At 65.4% G+C, this 16151-nt stretch carries 16 protein-coding genes; 13 read left to right on the top strand and 3 right to left on the bottom strand.

Annotated elements, in window-relative coordinates:
• Window positions 1-93: 93 nt before the first annotated feature.
• From L338_RS09965 to L338_RS09950, 4 genes are all read left to right on the top strand, one after another.
• Window positions 94-795 (top strand): response regulator transcription factor, encoded by a 702-nt coding sequence (locus tag L338_RS09965; protein WP_022698235.1) that lies wholly within the window; start codon window positions 94-96, stop codon window positions 793-795.
• Window positions 764-2422 (top strand): stimulus-sensing domain-containing protein, encoded by a 1659-nt coding sequence (locus tag L338_RS09960; protein ID WP_022698234.1) that lies wholly within the window; start codon window positions 764-766, stop codon window positions 2420-2422. Before L338_RS09965 ends, L338_RS09960 begins: the two co-directional genes overlap by 32 nt.
• Window positions 2423-2515: 93 nt before the next feature.
• Entirely contained in the window at window positions 2516-2923 is a 408-nt protein-coding gene (locus L338_RS09955) for a PTS sugar transporter subunit IIA (protein WP_022698233.1), read from the top strand.
• Window positions 2916-3191 carry an HPr family phosphocarrier protein gene (locus L338_RS09950; RefSeq protein WP_022698232.1) on the top strand — a complete coding sequence of 92 codons (276 nt, stop codon included), beginning with the start codon at window positions 2916-2918 and terminating at the stop codon, window positions 3189-3191. The genes L338_RS09955 and L338_RS09950 overlap by 8 nt, the downstream gene beginning before the upstream one ends.
• Window positions 3192-3195: 4 nt before the next feature.
• Here the strand turns inward: L338_RS09950 and L338_RS16570 are convergent, their stop codons facing one another.
• Window positions 3196-3708 carry a hypothetical protein gene (locus tag L338_RS16570; protein WP_022698231.1) on the bottom strand — a complete coding sequence of 171 codons (513 nt, stop codon included), beginning with the start codon at window positions 3706-3708 and terminating at the stop codon, window positions 3196-3198.
• Window positions 3709-3948: 240 nt separating this feature from the next.
• Between L338_RS16570 and ahcY the strand changes: the two genes are divergently transcribed.
• From ahcY to L338_RS09925, 4 genes are all read left to right on the top strand, one after another.
• Complete coding sequence (gene ahcY, locus L338_RS09940) at window positions 3949-5349, top strand: adenosylhomocysteinase (RefSeq protein ID WP_022698230.1); 1401 nt, start codon at window positions 3949-3951, stop codon at window positions 5347-5349.
• Window positions 5350-5479: 130 nt separating this feature from the next.
• Window positions 5480-5827, top strand: a complete 348-nt coding sequence (locus tag L338_RS09935; RefSeq protein ID WP_022698229.1) for an ArsR/SmtB family transcription factor — start codon at window positions 5480-5482, stop codon at window positions 5825-5827.
• Window positions 5808-6512 (top strand): YceI family protein, encoded by a 705-nt coding sequence (locus L338_RS09930; protein WP_027068441.1) that lies wholly within the window; start codon window positions 5808-5810, stop codon window positions 6510-6512. Before L338_RS09935 ends, L338_RS09930 begins: the two co-directional genes overlap by 20 nt.
• Before the next feature lie 431 nt (window positions 6513-6943).
• The gene (locus tag L338_RS09925) at window positions 6944-7684 is read left to right on the top strand and encodes a Crp/Fnr family transcriptional regulator (protein WP_022698227.1); all 741 of its coding nucleotides are present in this window, start codon (window positions 6944-6946) and stop codon (window positions 7682-7684) included.
• Here the strand turns inward: L338_RS09925 and ppa are convergent.
• Window positions 7681-8208 carry an inorganic diphosphatase gene (gene ppa / locus L338_RS09920; RefSeq protein WP_022698226.1) on the bottom strand — a complete coding sequence of 176 codons (528 nt, stop codon included), beginning with the start codon at window positions 8206-8208 and terminating at the stop codon, window positions 7681-7683. The genes L338_RS09925 and ppa overlap by 4 nt on opposite strands.
• Before the next feature lie 266 nt (window positions 8209-8474).
• Window positions 8475-10295: a translational GTPase TypA gene (gene typA / locus L338_RS09915; protein ID WP_022698225.1), complete on the bottom strand. Its 1821-nt coding sequence runs from the start codon at window positions 10293-10295 to the stop codon at window positions 8475-8477.
• A gap of 115 nt (window positions 10296-10410) precedes the next feature.
• On the opposite strand from typA, the gene L338_RS09910 reads away from it, so the two are divergent.
• The 5 genes from L338_RS09910 to L338_RS09890 all read left to right on the top strand — a co-directional run.
• A complete protein-coding gene (locus L338_RS09910; RefSeq protein WP_022698224.1) occupies window positions 10411-10689 on the top strand; it encodes an autorepressor SdpR family transcription factor in 279 nt (92 codons plus the stop codon).
• A complete protein-coding gene (locus L338_RS09905) occupies window positions 10686-11375 on the top strand; it encodes an SdpI family protein (protein ID WP_022698223.1) in 690 nt (229 codons plus the stop codon). Before L338_RS09910 ends, L338_RS09905 begins: the two co-directional genes overlap by 4 nt.
• A 51-nt stretch (window positions 11376-11426) precedes the next feature.
• Entirely contained in the window at window positions 11427-11855 is a 429-nt protein-coding gene (locus L338_RS09900; RefSeq protein WP_022698222.1) for an energy transducer TonB, read from the top strand.
• A gap of 112 nt (window positions 11856-11967) precedes the next feature.
• On the top strand, window positions 11968-14421 hold the full coding sequence (locus L338_RS09895) for a sensor histidine kinase (protein ID WP_027068439.1): 2454 nt from the start codon (window positions 11968-11970) through the stop codon (window positions 14419-14421).
• Window positions 14422-14532: 111 nt separating this feature from the next.
• On the top strand, window positions 14533-16151 hold a 1619-nt coding region (locus tag L338_RS09890), incomplete at its 3' end, for a transglycosylase domain-containing protein (protein WP_022698220.1).

The following is a 16151-nucleotide window of genomic DNA, read 5'->3' as shown; positions in this document are numbered from 1 at the left end:
ACCATATTTCAGCCATGCTGTTTAGGTCGGTTATGCTTGCAAAAGAGTGAAAAACCGCCCCGCCCGCCTCGCTTTAACGGATGATTTGAACCGATGACGAAAATCGCCCTGGTCGACGACGACGAGAACATCCTCACCTCCGTCTCCCTTTTCCTGAAGAATGAGGGATACGACGTCGCCAGTTTTCACGAGGGCGCGTCCGCGCTGGACGCGCTGAAGGATTCGCCGCCCGATCTGGCCATCCTGGACATCAAGATGCCGCGCATGGACGGGCTGGAGCTGCTGCGCAAGCTGCGTCAGAACTCCGACGTTCCAGTGATCTTCCTGACCTCCAAAGATGACGAGTTCGACGAGGCCATCGGCCTCAATCTCGGCGCCGACGACTATATCACCAAGCCGTTCTCCCAACGCCTGCTGGGCGAGCGCATCAAGGCCGTTCTGCGCCGGGTGCGGCCCGGCAATGACGGGCCGGAGGAAGACGGCGGCGACAAGAAGAAGATCGTGCACGGGCGGCTGACGCTGGACCCCAACCGCCACGCCTGCTTCTGGGAGGGCGAACCGATCCGCCTGACGGTCACCGAATTCCTGATCCTGCAGGCGCTGGCCTCGCGGCCCGGATATGTGAAAAGCCGGGACCAGCTGATGGACGCGGCCTATGATGACCAGATCTATGTCGACGACCGCACCATCGATAGCCACATCAAGCGAATCCGCAAAAAATTCCGCACCGTCGACAAGACCTTCGACGCGATCGAAACCCTCTATGGCGTCGGATATCGTTACAAGGATAGCTGACCGCGCGCAGCGGCGGCGCAAGCCGCACCGCCCGGGCCGGCCCCTCGCCTTTTCCGCGCTGACGCGGATGATCCTGCTGTTCAATCTGGCGGGCCTGATCATCCTTATCGTCGGCGCCCTCGTCCTGAACGAGATGCGCGAGGGCCTGATCGAGGCGCGCGTCGCCTCCCTGCGCGGTCAGGGGGAGCTGATCGCCAATGTGCTGATCGAGGACGCGACGCGGGGCGAGCCCATCGCCCAGCTGGACACCGACGAGGCGCGGCAGGTCCTGACCCAGCTCTATATCCCGGAATTCGCCCGCGTCCGCCTGTTCACCACCGAGGGCGCGCTGGTCGCCGATTCATGGCGGCTCTCCGACCGCGTGCGCGTGCGCGACCTCCCGCCCATTGGCGAGGGCGGCGGGTTCGACCTGGACGCCGGACGTCTGGAGGAAGCGTTCGAGGGGGCGCTGCGCAGCACGGTCGATCCGCTGCGCGAACGCCGCCTGACCCGCGACCTGACGCTGGAAGAGGAAGCCGCCACCGCCATCGCGCGGGGCGAGGCCGTGGCCGCCGAGCGCATCAATGAGGACGGGGAACGGGTTATCTCCGTCTCCCTGCCCGTGCAGCGCGTGCGCGCGGTTCTGGGCGTGCTGACGCTGGAAGCGACGGACGTGGACGCCATCGTTTCGGCCGAGCGTCGGGCGCTGCTGCCCTTCATCCTGTTCGCCATCGTGGTGACCATCCTCACCTCGCTGCTGCTGACCCTGTTCATCGCCCAGCCGCTGCGCCGTCTGGCCGTTGCCGCCGATCAGGTGCGCCACGCCGGGCCGCGCCGCGCCGCCATCCCGGACCTGTCGCACCGCCGCGACGATATCGGCGATCTCTCGACCTCCCTGAAGGCGATGACCGAGGCGCTCTATGACCGCATCGACGCGATCGAGCGTTTCGCCGCCGATGTCAGCCACGAGATCAAGAATCCCCTGACCTCCATCCGCAGCGCGGTGGAGACCCTGCCCAATACGAAAGACCCGGAATCGCGCGAAAAACTGCTGGCCGTGCTGGTCAGCGATGTCGGGCGGCTGGACCGGCTGATCACCGATATCTCCCGCGCCTCCCGGCTGGACGCGGAGCTGGCGCGCGAACGCGGCGAGCCGGTGGACCTTCAGGCCATGCTGGCCGATATCGCCGATCTCTATGAAGCCGTGCGCAAGGATGGCGAGGCCAGGATCGTGTTCCACCGCGCGGAGGAGGAGTCAGTCTTCGTCACCGCGCTGGAGGGCCTGCTGGGTCAGGTTTTCCGCAACCTGCTGGATAATGCCCGCACCTTCTCCCCCGCGGGCGGGCAGGTGACGATGACGCTGGACGCCCATGCCGCCATGGACGGCGGCCCCGCCGCGAAAGTGACGGTGGAGGACCAGGGGCCGGGCATCCCGCCGGAAAACCTGGAGACCGTGTTCGAGCGATTCTACACAGAGCGCCCGCCCGGCGCGGTGTTCGGCGCCCATTCCGGCCTTGGCCTGTCCATCGCCCGCCAGATCGTGGAAAGCCATGGCGGGATCATCGCCGCAGAAAACATGGAAGACGGCGAAGGCGGCGTGCGCGGCGCCCGATTCACGGTGCTTCTGCCGCTGCACACAGCGCTTTGAACTTTTCCTGACCGATTTAAGAGTCTTAGATGACAATTCCGGTTCTTCGCGGGGGACGTGAATAACGGAACGGTTGGGGGAAACGCGTTTAAAATGATCGGGCTTGTTGTCGTCTCGCATGGCCGTCTGGCCGAGGAGCTTGTCTCCGCGCTGGAGCATGTCGTGGGCGATCAGGACAAGGTCCGCGCCGTATGTATCGGCGCCGATGACGACATGGAAAAGCGCCGCGACGATATCCGCAGCGCCGCGCAGGCCGTCGATGACGGCGAAGGCGTGATCCTGCTGACCGACATGTTCGGCGGCACCCCGTCCAACCTGTCCATCTCGCTTCTGGACAAGGGCCGCATCGAAGTGGTCGCGGGCGTGAACCTGCCCATGCTGATCAAGCTGTCGGAGGCCCGCCGCACCCAGACCATCGACGAGGCCGCGCAGTCGGCGCAGGAGGCCGGGCGGCGCTATATCGCCGTGGCGTCCCAGGTGCTCGACGGCGGCGATGGCTGAAGCCAGCCAGCGCGTTCAGGTGACCAATGTGCGCGGCCTGCATGCGCGGGCCAGCGCGAAATTCGTGCAACTGGCCGCCGAGTTCCAGTCATCGGTCCATGTCCGCCGCGGCGGGGAGACCGCGCCGGCGGACTCCATCATGGAATTGCTGATGCTTCAGGCCGGGCCGGGCGCGGAGATCGAAATCTCCGCCGACGGCCCCGACGCGCCGGACGCGGTCAAGGTGCTGGCCGCGCTGGTCGAGGCCCGCTTCGGCGAGGACCGCTAGGGGCCTAGCGGCCGGGCGGGCGGTCGATGCCCGTCAGCTCCCGGTTTTCCATCCGCCGCATATAGCCGCCGATCGGCGCGTCCTCGCTCAGCTCCGAAAACTGGATCACGCCGTCCGCGCCGGCATAGCGCCGAGCAAAGTCTTCCAGCGTGGCGTTGAATTCATCGCGCGTGATGCGGGAGTCGGCGTTGGAGTCGAAATCGAACCGGCCGGGCCGCGCCGTTTCGCTGCCCGAGACCCGCTCGCTCCAGCGCGCATGCTCGATAAGGCCGATCGTCCCGTCATCATCGGTATCGATCGTGTCGAAGCTGCGCTCCAGCCCGGCGGACAGCTCGTCCGGCGTGATCTGGAAATCATAATTGGCGTCGAACGTCGCGAACAGCAGCGCGGCCGGCTTCATCACCCGTCCGGACTCCAGCTGGTCGGGGCCGATCCTCTGGCTTTCGCGCGGACTGGAGCCGCAGGCGGCCAGCGCTATCGCCGTCACGGCAAGGGCAAACGCGGAAGATCGTGTCATGAAGGCTCCCCGGGGACTGGTGAATCGCAATCAGCTTGCACGATTATCGGCGTTATTTCCGTCGCCGTCACTGCAAACGCCCCTGCAATCATATAAAGATATCTTTATATGACGGTTGCAGCCCCGCCGCCCCGCCGCTATATCGCAAGGCGTCAGAGTTTGGTCCGGCGGCCTCCCCCGATTTGTTTGTTGCTGCGGACTTCAAAAGAGTTTTTAGCCAATACGAGGATTAACCGCTCCATGGCTCAAGCCAACGATTACGCTGTGAAAGACATCTCCCTGGCCGAATATGGCCGCAAGGAGATTGAAATCGCCGAAACCGAGATGCCGGGCCTGATGGCCACGCGCGAGGAATACGCCTCCAGCCAGCCGCTGAAGGGCGCGCGCATCGCCGGTTCCCTGCACATGACCATTCAGACCGCCGTGCTGATCGAGACGCTGGAAGCGCTCGGCGCGAAGGTTCGCTGGGCGTCCTGCAACATCTACTCCACGCAGGACCACGCCGCCGCGGCCGTCGCCAAGGAAGGCGTTCCGGTTTTCGCCCATAAAGGCGAGACTCTGGAAGAATACTGGGACTTCATGGACAAGATCTTCGACTGGCCGGAAGGCGAGCCGTGCAACATGATCCTGGACGATGGCGGCGACGCCACGATGTACATCCTGCTGGGCGCCAAGGCCGAGGAAGACGAAAGCGTGTTGGGCGAGCCGGGCTCCGAAGAGGAGAAATACCTGCAGGCCCAGATCCGCAAGCGCCTGAAATCCTCCCCGGGCTGGTTCGCGGAAGTGAAGAAACACATCCAGGGCGTCTCCGAGGAAACCACGACCGGCGTTCTGCGCCTGTACCAGATGGCCAAGCGCGGCGAGCTGCCGTTCCCGGCCATCAACGTCAACGACTCGGTCACCAAGTCGAAGTTCGACAACAAGTATGGCTGTAAGGAATCGCTGGTCGACGGCATCCGCCGCGCCACCGACGTGATGATGGCCGGCAAGGTCGCCTGCGTCGCCGGTTATGGCGATGTCGGCAAAGGCTCCGCCGCCTCGCTGAAAGGCGCCGGCGCCCGCGTGAAGGTCACCGAGATCGACCCGATCTGCGCCCTGCAGGCCGCCATGGACGGCTTCGAGGTCGTGACCATGGAAGAGGCCTGCGAGTCCGCCGACATCTTCGTCACCGCGACGGGCAACAAGGACGTCCTGACCGTCGATCACATGCGCAAGATGAAAGACATGGCGATCGTCGGCAATATCGGCCACTTCGATAACGAAATTCAGGTCGAAGGCCTGAAGAACTTCAAGTGGACCGAGATCAAGCCGCAGGTCGACATGATCGAGAAGCCCGACGGCAAGCGCATCCTGCTGCTGTCGCAGGGCCGCCTGCTGAACCTGGGCAACGCCACCGGCCACCCCAGCTTCGTGATGTCCGCCAGCTTCACCAACCAGGTGCTGGCCCAGATCGAACTGTTCACCCGGGGCGATGAGTACAAGAACGACGTTTACGTCCTGCCCAAGCATCTGGACGAGAAAGTCGCGGCGCTGCACCTGGGCAAGCTGAACGCCCATCTGACCGAGCTTTCCGACGAACAGGCCGAATATATCGGCGTCGAAAAGAACGGCCCCTACAAGGGCGAGGCTTACCGCTACTAGGATCTCCGCGATCCATAGCCTTTGAAAAGGGCGGCCTTCACGGGCCGCCCTTTTTTATTCTGCTTGACGCTGCACCGCAGCGATTTATATTTAACCACAGGGTTATTTATCAATTCAATCAAGGGGAAACATGACCGACGACCGTCTCAGCCTGACCTTTTCGGCCCTGGCCGATCCCACGCGCCGCGCCATTCTCGCGCGGCTTGCGACGGGCGAGACTTCGGTTACCGAACTGGCCGAACCGTTCGAGATGAGCCTGCCCGCCGTTTCCAAGCATCTGAAAGTGCTTGAGCGCGCCGGCCTGATCGAGCGCGGCCGCGAAGCGCAATGGCGCCCCTGCCGCCTTCAGGCCGCCCCGTTAAAGGATGTCGATAGCTGGCTCGCCCGCTATCGGCGTTTTTGGGAGGAAAGCTTCGACCGGCTCGACGCCTATCTGAAAAACACAAAAGACGCGGAAAATGACTCCAAGGATAATTGAAAGCGCGCTCTGCCTGATCCTGGTGGCCGCCTGCTCCAACGAAAAAGACGTCTTCGCTCAGAATGCTCCCGAGGCTGCCGAACCCGGCATGACGACCGGCATGGCGGCGCTGCAGAGCGATGCCCCGGCGGGCGAGTACAAGCTGGACAAGGCGCACGCCAGCCTGGTGTTCACGGTCAGTCATCTGGGCCTGTCTGATTACACGGCCCGCTTCACGGGGTGGGACGCCATTCTGCAATTCGAGCCGGACAACCCGGAAACCATGCAGGTCCGCGCCGAAATTGATCCGCGTTCTCTGGAAACCCATTATCCGGGCGACGATCTGGACTTTAACGCCACCATCGCCGGGGAAGACTGGCTGGACGCCGGCGCGTTCCCGCAAATGCGGTTTCAGTCCACCGGCGTCGAGCAAACCGGCCCGGCCGCGGCGACCCTGACGGGCGATCTGACCCTGCACGGCGTTACGCAACCCGTGACGATGGATGTGGAATTCAACGGCGGCTATGCCGGGAACGCGATGGATCCGGCCGGGTCCCGCATCGGCTTCTCGGCCCATGGCGCTCTGAAGCGTTCGGATTTCGGGGTCAGTCTTGGCGTACCGGAGCCGGGCTCCAGCATGGGCGTCAGCGACAGGGTGATGTTCGAGATCGAGGCGGAGTTCACGCGCGGCGCGCAGCAGGACTAGCCGCCGCCCAAGCCTATTTTGCCGGTCTCGGGACCGGACTGTTAACGGGCGGCAGGGTCACCGTGACCGCGCTGGCCGGCCGCAATGCGCGCTGCGGCGCAAATCCGACTCCGCCACACCCGGGACAATCCATATTGTCCTTGCCGGCGGCGACGCCATGACCGTGACATTGTTCACAAACAACCAGCATTTAAGCCCTCCTCCCCCAAATGAGCGGGCCATTGGCGGCAAGGCTCAACATACGCCCCTTTGCGGCGATCCGCGATAACAGAGATCAATTTTCCGGAAGGACTCATTCATTATACACGCATGTGTTCGGTTGATGCATGTTAAGTGATTGGACGGGCTAAAAGCGGTGATACTGCGCAAAATTATTTCCGCTGCTAACTCAGGTTATGGGCGGATCGCGCGAGCCGTCCCACAAGACCGGAATGAATTCGCCCAGTTCATTCGACACCGGCGTCCTCGTCCGGCGTTTATCTTCCTATTCGCCTCTTTCGGACGCCGACGTCGCCGCGCTGAAGCGCGCCGACCGGTCTCCGGTCAGCTATTCCCGGCAGGATGATATAATCCGTCCGGGCGACGCTCCGCCTTTGCTTTTCATAGAAAGCGGATGGGCGCTGCGCTACCTGCCGATGACCGACGGGGACCAGCAGGTCGTGCAGGTTCTGCTGCCCGGCGACATCGTGGACCGCGCGGCCTTCCTGCCCGGCGCCCGCACGATCACCGCGGTCAAATGCGCCACGGATATCCGCGCCTGCGCCCTGTGCCCGCGCGCCATGCATGAGGCCGTCTCCGAACGGCCCAATGTCGCCAGGGCGCTATGGCTGGGCGTGATGCTGGACGAGAACCGCCTGCTGGAACACGTCGCGCGCCTGGGACGGCGTTCCTCGGCGGAGGCGCTGGCGCATCTGCTGCTGGAGTTGCGCCATCTTCACAAGCGGATCGGCGCGATGGAGGGGGAGACCCTGACCGTGCCGCTGGCCCAGCCCGATATCGGTGACCTGCTGGGCATTACGCCGGTTCATGTCTCGCGCACGATCTCGTCGCTGCGCCATGCCGGCCTGATCGAGATGGACCGGCCGACATTGCGCTTTCTGGACGTAAAACGGATGAGCCTGTTCTGCGGTTTCGACCCGGCCTATCTGGAGGCCGGGCCCGGCCCCGCCTAGCCTTTCGCCCGCTCGATCGCTTCGACAATCAGGGCTTTGGCGCGCGCCGCGTCGTCCCAGCCGTGGCATTTCACCCATTTGCCTTCTTCCAGATCCTTGTAGTGCTCGAAGAAGTGCTCGATCTGGCGGGTGACCATGGGGGCCAGGTCCGTGTGCTCTTTCACGCGGTCATAATAGGGGGAGATGTGACTGGCCGGCACGGCGATGATCTTCTCGTCCATCCCCGCCTCGTCCTCCATCAGCATCACGCCGACCGGGCGGCAGGCCAGAACGGCGCCGGGCATGATGCCGCGCTGATTGGCGATCAGGATGTCCACCGGATCGCCGTCCTCTGACAGCGTATGCGGGATAAAGCCGTAATTCCCCGGATAGCGCATGGAGGTGTAGAGGAAGCGGTCCACCATCATGGTGCCCGCCGCCTTGTCCATCTCGTACTTGACCGGCTCGCCGCCCACCGGAACCTCGATGATGGCGTTGACCTCTTCCGGCGGATTCTTGCCGATGGAAATGGCGTCTATGCGCATGGGATTATCCTTGCTGGCTCTGTCGCGGCGCAAAAACCGCAGTTCGGAATGCGGTGCAAGCGAAGCGCTGCGTATCGCGTTCCGGAATTACATCTGGCGTCCCTTCTCCCCTGTGGAGGGGAGAAGGTGTCCGAAGGACGGATGAGGGGAGGCGTGGAAGGAAACGCTCTGTCCTGCGAACCGCCCTCTCACCCTTTCGGCTTTTCCAAATCAGGAGATTTGGACCCTCAAGCCCTCTCCCCCTCTCGGGGGCGAGGGGAGGAAAGTCAGGCGGCCCTGGTTTTCTCGGCGCGTTTGCGTTCGTGCGGGTCCAGATGGACCTTGCGCAGGCGGACCGATTCCGGGGTCACCTCGACCAGCTCGGTGTCCTCGATATAGGCCAGCGCCTTTTCCAGCGTCATGCGGATCGGCGGGGTCAGCGTGACCGCGTCGTCCTTGCCGGAGGCGCGCACGTTCGTCAGCTTCTTGCCTTTGAGGACATTGACCTCAAGATCGTTGCCGCGCGTGTGCTCGCCGATGATCATGCCTTCATAGACCTTGTCGCCCGGCTTGATCATCATCGGCCCGCGATCTTCCAGATTGAACAGCGCATAGGCCACCGCCTCGCCCTGCGCCATGGAGATCAGAACGCCCGTGCGGCGCCCCTGAATCTCGCCCTTGTGGGCGTCATATTTCAGGAAGACGCGGTTCATGATCGCCGTGCCGCGCGTATCGGACAGCAGCTCGCCCTGATAACCGATCAGGCCGCGCGTCGGCGCGTGGAAGACCAGGCGCTGGCGCCCGCCGCCGGAGGGAACCATTTCGATCAGGTCCGCCTTGCGCTCGGACAGCTTCTGCACCACCGCGCCGGAATGCTCTTCGTCGACGTCGATGACGACTTCCTCGATCGGCTCCAGCAGCGCGCCGCTCTCGTCCTTCTTCACCACGACCTTGGGGCGCGAAACGCCCAGCTCGAAGCCCTCGCGGCGCATCGTCTCGATCAGCACGGCCAGTTGCAGCTCGCCCCGGCCGGCGACCTCGAAGGCGTCCTTCTCGCCGGTCTCGGTGACTTCCAGCGCCACATTGCCCTCCGCCTCGCGGAACAGGCGGTCGCGGATCATGCGGGAGGTGACCTTCTTGCCCTCGGTCCCGGCCAGCGGCGAGTCGTTCACGCGGAACGTCATGGCCAGCGTCGGCGGGTCGATGGGGTCGGCGGCGATGGGCGTTTCGACGGTGGTGTCGGCCAGCGTGTCGGCGACCGTCGCCTCGTTCAGGCCGGCGATGGCGACAATGTCGCCCGCGCGCGCCTCGTCCACCGGCGTGCGCTCCAGCCCGCGGAAGGCCAGAACCTTGGAGACGCGCCCGCGCTCCACCACCCGGCCGTCGCGCGCCAGCGCGTTGACGTTCATGTTCGGCTTCACCGTGCCCGAGGCGATGCGCCCGGTCAGGATGCGGCCCAGATACGGATCGGCCTCGATGGTCGTGGCCAGCATCCGGAACGGTCCGTCCTCGGTCTTGGGCTCGGAGACATGCTCGACGATCTTCTCGAACAGCGGCGAGACATCGTCCTGCGGCCCGTCCGGCGCGTCGGCCATCCAGCCCTGCTTGGCCGAACCGTAGAGAATCGGGAAGTCCAGCTGGTCCTCGTCGGCGCCCAGCGCGGCGAACAGGTCGAACACCTCGTCCACCACGGCGTCGGGACGCGCCTCGTCCTTGTCGATCTTGTTCAGCGCCACGATGGGGCGCAGGCCCACTTTCAGCGCCTTGGACAGCACGAACTTGGTCTGCGGCATCGGCCCTTCGGCCGCGTCGACCAGCAGCACCGCACCGTCCACCATGGACAGGATGCGCTCCACTTCCCCGCCGAAATCGGCGTGGCCGGGCGTATCCACGATGTTCAGGCGAACATCGTTCCAGGCGACAGACGTCACCTTGGCGAGGATCGTAATGCCGCGCTCGCGCTCCAGCGCGTTGCGATCCATCGCGCGTTCATCGACGCGCTGATTGTCGCGAAACGCGCCGGACTGGCGCAGGAGTTCGTCCACCAGGGTGGTTTTCCCGTGGTCGACGTGGGCGATAATAGCGATATTTCTCAAAGACCGGCTCATGGGGCGCGCATATAGGGGTATTGCACTGCAATAGAAAGCCGCGTCCGCTGTTGGCGCGGTCGCTGCCCTGATTGTGCTTGCTTATATTTAGTCACTTCACTAAATAATGCAGGCTATGAATTCGGTCTTCAAAGCGCTGTCCCATCCGGTTCGCCGCGCCGTGTTGCGCATGTTGCGGGACGGGCCGCGCACGGCGGGGGAGCTGGCCGGGGCGTTCGACGTGTCCAAGCCGACCATGTCCGGCCATTTCACCGTGCTGAAGGACGCCGGGCTGATCATGGCCGAGCGCGAGGGCACCACCATTCATTACCGCCTCAACACCTCGGTCGCGGAAGACGCGGCCGCCCTGCTGCTGGATCTGGCCGGCGGCGGGAAAGACGGAGACACATCATGATCCGCACAGGCCTGATTTTCACCGCCATATTCTTCGCCGCCGCCACGGCGCTTTCGGCCCTTGGCTGGATGCACGCTCCGGCGGGCGAACCCCTGCCCGTGCATTTCGGTCCCGACGGACAGCCCGACCGCTATGGCGGGAAATGGGAGGCCTTCGCCATCATCCCGCCGATCATTCTGGGCATCGGCCTCATCTGCGCCGTGCTTCCGAGCATCGATCCGCGCGGAAAGAACCTGCAACGCTCCGCCACGCCCTATCTGATCAGCTGGATCGGCGGCATGGCCGTGGCGACGCTGGCGCAGGCGGCGATCACCTTTTCCATTCTTTACGGCCTGGACCCGTCCGGCGGCCCGGTCATGATCCGGGGCATCCTGCTGGCCACCGCGCTTCTTTTCCTGCTGCTGGGCAATGTCCTGCCCAAGGCGCGGCCAAACTTCTTTCTGGGCGTGCGCACGCCCTGGACCCTGACCAGCGATCTGAGCTGGCAGAAGACCCACCGCCTGGTCGGCCGCCTGTGGGTCGCTGTGGGCCTGATCGGGGTTCCGCTGGCCCTGTTCGCCCCGGTGCAGACCGCGCTCTGGCTGATTGTCGGCGGCTCTGTCGGCGCGGCGATCATCGCGGTCGTCTATTCCTTCCTCGTCTGGCGGGGCGCGCCGGACCGCAATCCGGGGCCGCAGCCGGAATAGAGGTGGAAAAGCCTCTCCAAACGCTCCGCCGGACGCGCTAGACATCGCTCCATGAAACGCCTCGCCTCCATCCTGATCTGCGCCCTTCTCTCCGCCTGCGCCATCGCGCCCATCGGCCCGAGGGGCGATTTCACGCCGCGCAGCGACTATCCGCACCCGCTGCGCACCCAGTCCTATGCCGAGCCCGGCCAGTGCCGTGGCGGCTCCAAGCTCTCCGCCGTCGAAACGCCCAAGCCGGACTATCCGCGCCGCGCCTGGAAACACGGCGTGCAGGGCTGGGTGATCGTGGAGCTGGATGTCGGGCTGGACGGGCGGACGGAGAATGTCGCCGTCCTGCGCGAGGCCCCGGCCGGCTGGTTCAACGGCGTGACGGTGAGCGCGGTCGAGGACTGGCGCTTCCTGCCCCCGCAATCGGGGCGGCTGACCGATTGCCTGGTCCGCATCGATTTCAAGCTGGGCCAGGTGATGATCGCCGGCTAGGCGGCAGCGTCTGTTTTCGCGTTTTGGTTAGCCAAACGTAAACGCCTCGCGCGCGAGATTCCCATCCGTTACATTGGTGATTCGCCAATTCGCGAAGGGGTGGATCGAAGGCGTGGATCCTGCGGTTCAACAATATGCAACGCTGATCGTCACGGTCGGGGCGGTGTGTTTCGCCGTTGCGGCGGCGCTGTGGGCGTGGCGGCTGACGCAGGGCGCGCGCGCCGGGCACAGGCGCTGGAAGACCCGCACCTCCATGCTGGAAGCGCGGCTGGACCGGGCGGAGGGCGTCTTCAACGCCCATCCGGGCGTCATCCTGACCTGGAGCGAGGAAGACGTGGACGCGGAGGCCGACTGGGGCGAGCCGCGCCTGTTCGGCTCCCCGTCGGCGATGACCGCCCTGCTGAACTTCGCCGGCGCCACGGCCGGACCCAGCCCCGCCGCCTCCATTCTTGACGGCATCGCCGACTATGAAGCGCGCGAGGCCTCCGGCGACCACGTCACGCTGCGCAAGCGCCTGCGCCAGCTGCGCGAGACGGGCCGCGCCTTCTCCATGACGATATCCGGCCCCGAAGGCCGCTTCCTTGACGCCGATGGCCGTCCGGCCGGCGCGCAGGCCGTGCTGTGGCTGACCGACTCCACCGTGCGCAGCCTCGACGAATCCGACGCCGCCGGAAAGCGCGAGGAGTCCCTGCGCACGCTGGGCGACGACCCGCTGGTTTTCCTTGAAACGCTGGACAAGTCCCCGCTGCCCGCATGGCGCATGAGCGCGGCGGGCAAGCTGCTCTGGGCCAACGCCGCCTATCTGGCCGCGGTGGAGGAGCCGAGCCTCGACTCCGCGGTGAAGAACGACGTCATGCTCCACCCGGACCTGGCGGACCTCGCCCGCGCCGCGGTCGAGGCGGGCGAGCCGGTGGAGGAAACACGCCGCGCGGTGATCGCGGGCGACCGCTGTGTCCTCGGCCTCTGCCTCTATCCGGTCTCCGGCGGCGTTTCCGGCGTCGCGGTGGATGTCAGCGGAGAGATGAACGCCAAGGAGGCGCTGTCCCGCCATGTCCGCGCCCATGACGAGACGCTGGACCACATGGCTGAGGCGGTGGCGATCTTCGGCAAGTCCCGCCGAATGGTGTTTCACAACCGCGCCTTCTCCGAGATGTTCAGCCTGGACGAAGCCTGGCTGGACGACGGCCCGACGCACGGCGAGATTCTGGACCGCCTGCGCGAGGCCCGCCGCCTGCCCGAACAGGCCGATTTTGCCGAGTGGAAAGCCGGCGAGCTGAAATATTACGAGGATTTCCCGGAAGAGGCGCCGGAGGAAATTTGGCCGCTTCCCGACGGCCGCACCCTGCGCGTGGTGCGCCAGCAGCATCCGCTGGGCGGGGTGATCCTGCTGTTCGACAATGTCACGCAGGAAGTTGTGCTCAGCGCCCAGTACAAGACCGCGCTGACCGTGCGGAAGGCCACGCTGGACAATCTGATGGAGGGCGTCGCGGTGTTCGGCTCGGCCGGGGAGCTGCGCCTGCACAACGCCGCCTTCGACCGCATGTGGAACATCAAGGACGGCCAGCTGGACGACAGCGCCGCGTTCGAGGATGTGGCCGAAATCTGCCGCCCCCTCTTTCACAAGAACGCGGTGTGGGAGGAGATCAAGGGCCGGGTCACCGACCCCTCGCCTGAATCCCGCGTCGGCTCGGTGGGCGAGATGGAGCGCGCGGACGGCTCCACCCTTACCTGGATGTCCCAGCCCCTGCCGGACGGCGCCACCGTGCTGGCCTTTGCCGACATCACCGCCATCAAGCGGGAGGAAAAGATCCTGCGCCAGCATAACGAGGCGCTGCAGGAAGCCGACCGCCAGAAAACCGATTTCGTGCGCCATGTCTCCTATCAGCTGAAGACCCCGCTCACGACCATCTCCGGCTATGCGGAGATGCTGAAATCCAACATCTCGGGCGAGCTGAACGAGCGCCAGCAGGAATTTCTCGGCGCTATCGAGACCGCCTCCCAGCAGCTGGACAAGCTGATCAAGGACATCCTCGACATCGCCGCCATCGACGCCGGCGCGCTGGAGCTGGACCTGGGCGATGTGCATCTGGAGGAAACCCTGCAAAGCGCGCTGGAAACCGCCGAGGGCCGCGCGCTGGAAGGCCACGTCAAGCTGGCGCTGGACGCGCGCGGGGATCTGGGCGCGATCCGCGCGGACGAGACGCGCGTGAAGCAGATCCTGTTCAACCTCATCAATAACGCAATCCGCCACACCCCCGAAGGCGGCGAAGTCACGCTGGGCTGTGAGCGGGAGGACGGCGCCGCGCGCATCTGGGTGGAAGACACCGGCGCGGGGCTGGAGCCGGAAAAACAGGCCAAGGTGTTCGACCGCTTCAATTCCGGGCGCGGCGGCGGCGCGGGCCTTGGCCTGGCGCTGGTCCGCGAATTCGCCGCCATGCATGGCGGCTGGGTGGAGTTCGAGAGCGAGCAGGGCAAAGGCGCCTGCGTCACGGTCTGGCTGCCCGAAAACGCCAGGGCCCAAGCCGCCCCGCCGGAACTGGCGCTCAGCGAAAACGCGGCCGAATAACACGCATCATAGCCGCGCCGCGCTGCGCGGGGCATAATGAAATTAGCCGCGCCTTAACCGTGATGACGGCATGGCCTTGCCTGAAACGGTATGTTCCGGACCTGAAAAATCATGGCCTCTCGCCGCAAGCCGAAAAACAAACCCGCCAGCCGCAAGAAGGCCGCGCCCAAGCGCGGCACGCCGTGGCTGCGCTGGGCGGGCATCGCCATCCTGTGGCTGGCCGTTATCGGTGCGGGCACCGTCGCCTGGTTCGCGCATGACCTGCCCGACACCTCCGCGCTCTGGGACGTGGAGGATTCCTCCAGCGTCACCTTCCTTGACCGTGAAGGCCGGCTGATCGCCCGGCGCGGGGCGGTCTATGGCCCACCGGTCCGGCTGGATTCCCTGCCCGACCACCTTCCCGGCGCGGTGATGGCGGTGGAAGACCGGCGCTTTTATGCGCATCCGGGCATCGACCCCATCGGCCTGTCGCGCGCCGCTTATGCGAACTTCCGCGCCGGCTACGTGGTGCAGGGCGGCTCCACCATCACCCAGCAGCTGGCCAAGAACCTGTTCCTGACCAATGAGCGCACGATCCGGCGCAAGGCGCAGGAAATGCTGCTGGCGTTGTGGCTGGAGCGCAAATTCACCAAGGACGAGATCTTCGCCCTTTATCTCAACCGCGTCTATTTCGGCGGCGGCGCCTGGGGGATCGAGGCCGCCTCGCAGCGCTATTTCTCCAAACCGGCCAGCGAGGTCACGCTGGGCGAATCCGCCCTCCTGGCGGGCCTCCTGAAAGCGCCCTCCCGCTATAATCCGTCCTCCGACGTCGCCCGGGCGGAGGCCCGCGCCACCGTCGTGCTGGACGTCATGGTCGAGGCCGGAAAGATCACGCCGGAACAGCGGGAAACCGCATTCGACGCGCCCATCGTCGTCTCTCGCGCCAGCGCGGTGGAAAGCGCGCAATATTTCATGGACTGGGTCGATACCGAGGTCCGCCAGCTGGTGGGCGAGGTCAATGCCGACCTGATCGTCGAGACCACGATGGACCTGCCCATGCAGCGCATGGCCGGGCGCACCCTGCGCGAAGGCCTGAAACAGGAAGCCATCGACAAGGGCGCCGAACAGGGCGCGCTGATCGCGCTGGGGCCGCAGGGCGAGGTTCTGGCGCTGGCCGGGGGCCGCGACTACACGGCCAGCCAGTTCAACCGCGCCGTCATGGCGCACCGCCAGCCCGGCTCGGCCTTCAAGCCTTTCGTCTATCTCACCGCGATGGAAGCGGGCCTGTCGCCCTGGACCACCCGCATGGACGCCCCGGTGCGCGTCGGCGACTGGGAGCCGGGCAATTATGGCGAACGCTATTACGGCGAGGTGGCGCTGAAGACCGGCCTGGAAAAATCCCTCAACACCGTCGCCGTGCGCCTGACCGAGGAACTGGGCCGCGAAAAGGTCGCCCGCACCGCCCAGCGCATGGGCATCGTCTCCCGCCTCGCCCCCACCCGCTCGCTGGCGCTGGGCGCGCAGGAGGTCACGCCGATGGAGCTGGCCGCCGCCTACGCCCCCTTCGCAAACGGCGGCATGGGCGTCATCCCGCACGGCATCACGCGCATCCGCACCATGGGCGGGCAGGTTCTCTATGAACGCCGCGGCTCCGGCCCGGGGCGGGTGGTGCAGCCCGATCCGCTGGCGCACATGAATTTCATGCTGGAATCGGTCGTCGAACAGGGCACGGGCCGCGCCGCCCGCCTGCC

It is taken from the genome of Euryhalocaulis caribicus (assembly GCF_000412185.1).
In the GTDB taxonomy this organism is placed as follows: Bacteria; Pseudomonadota; Alphaproteobacteria; order Caulobacterales; family Maricaulaceae; genus Euryhalocaulis; species Euryhalocaulis caribicus.
Note: the sequence above shows the minus strand (reverse complement) of the source record. Positions and strands in the feature narration are given on the sequence as shown.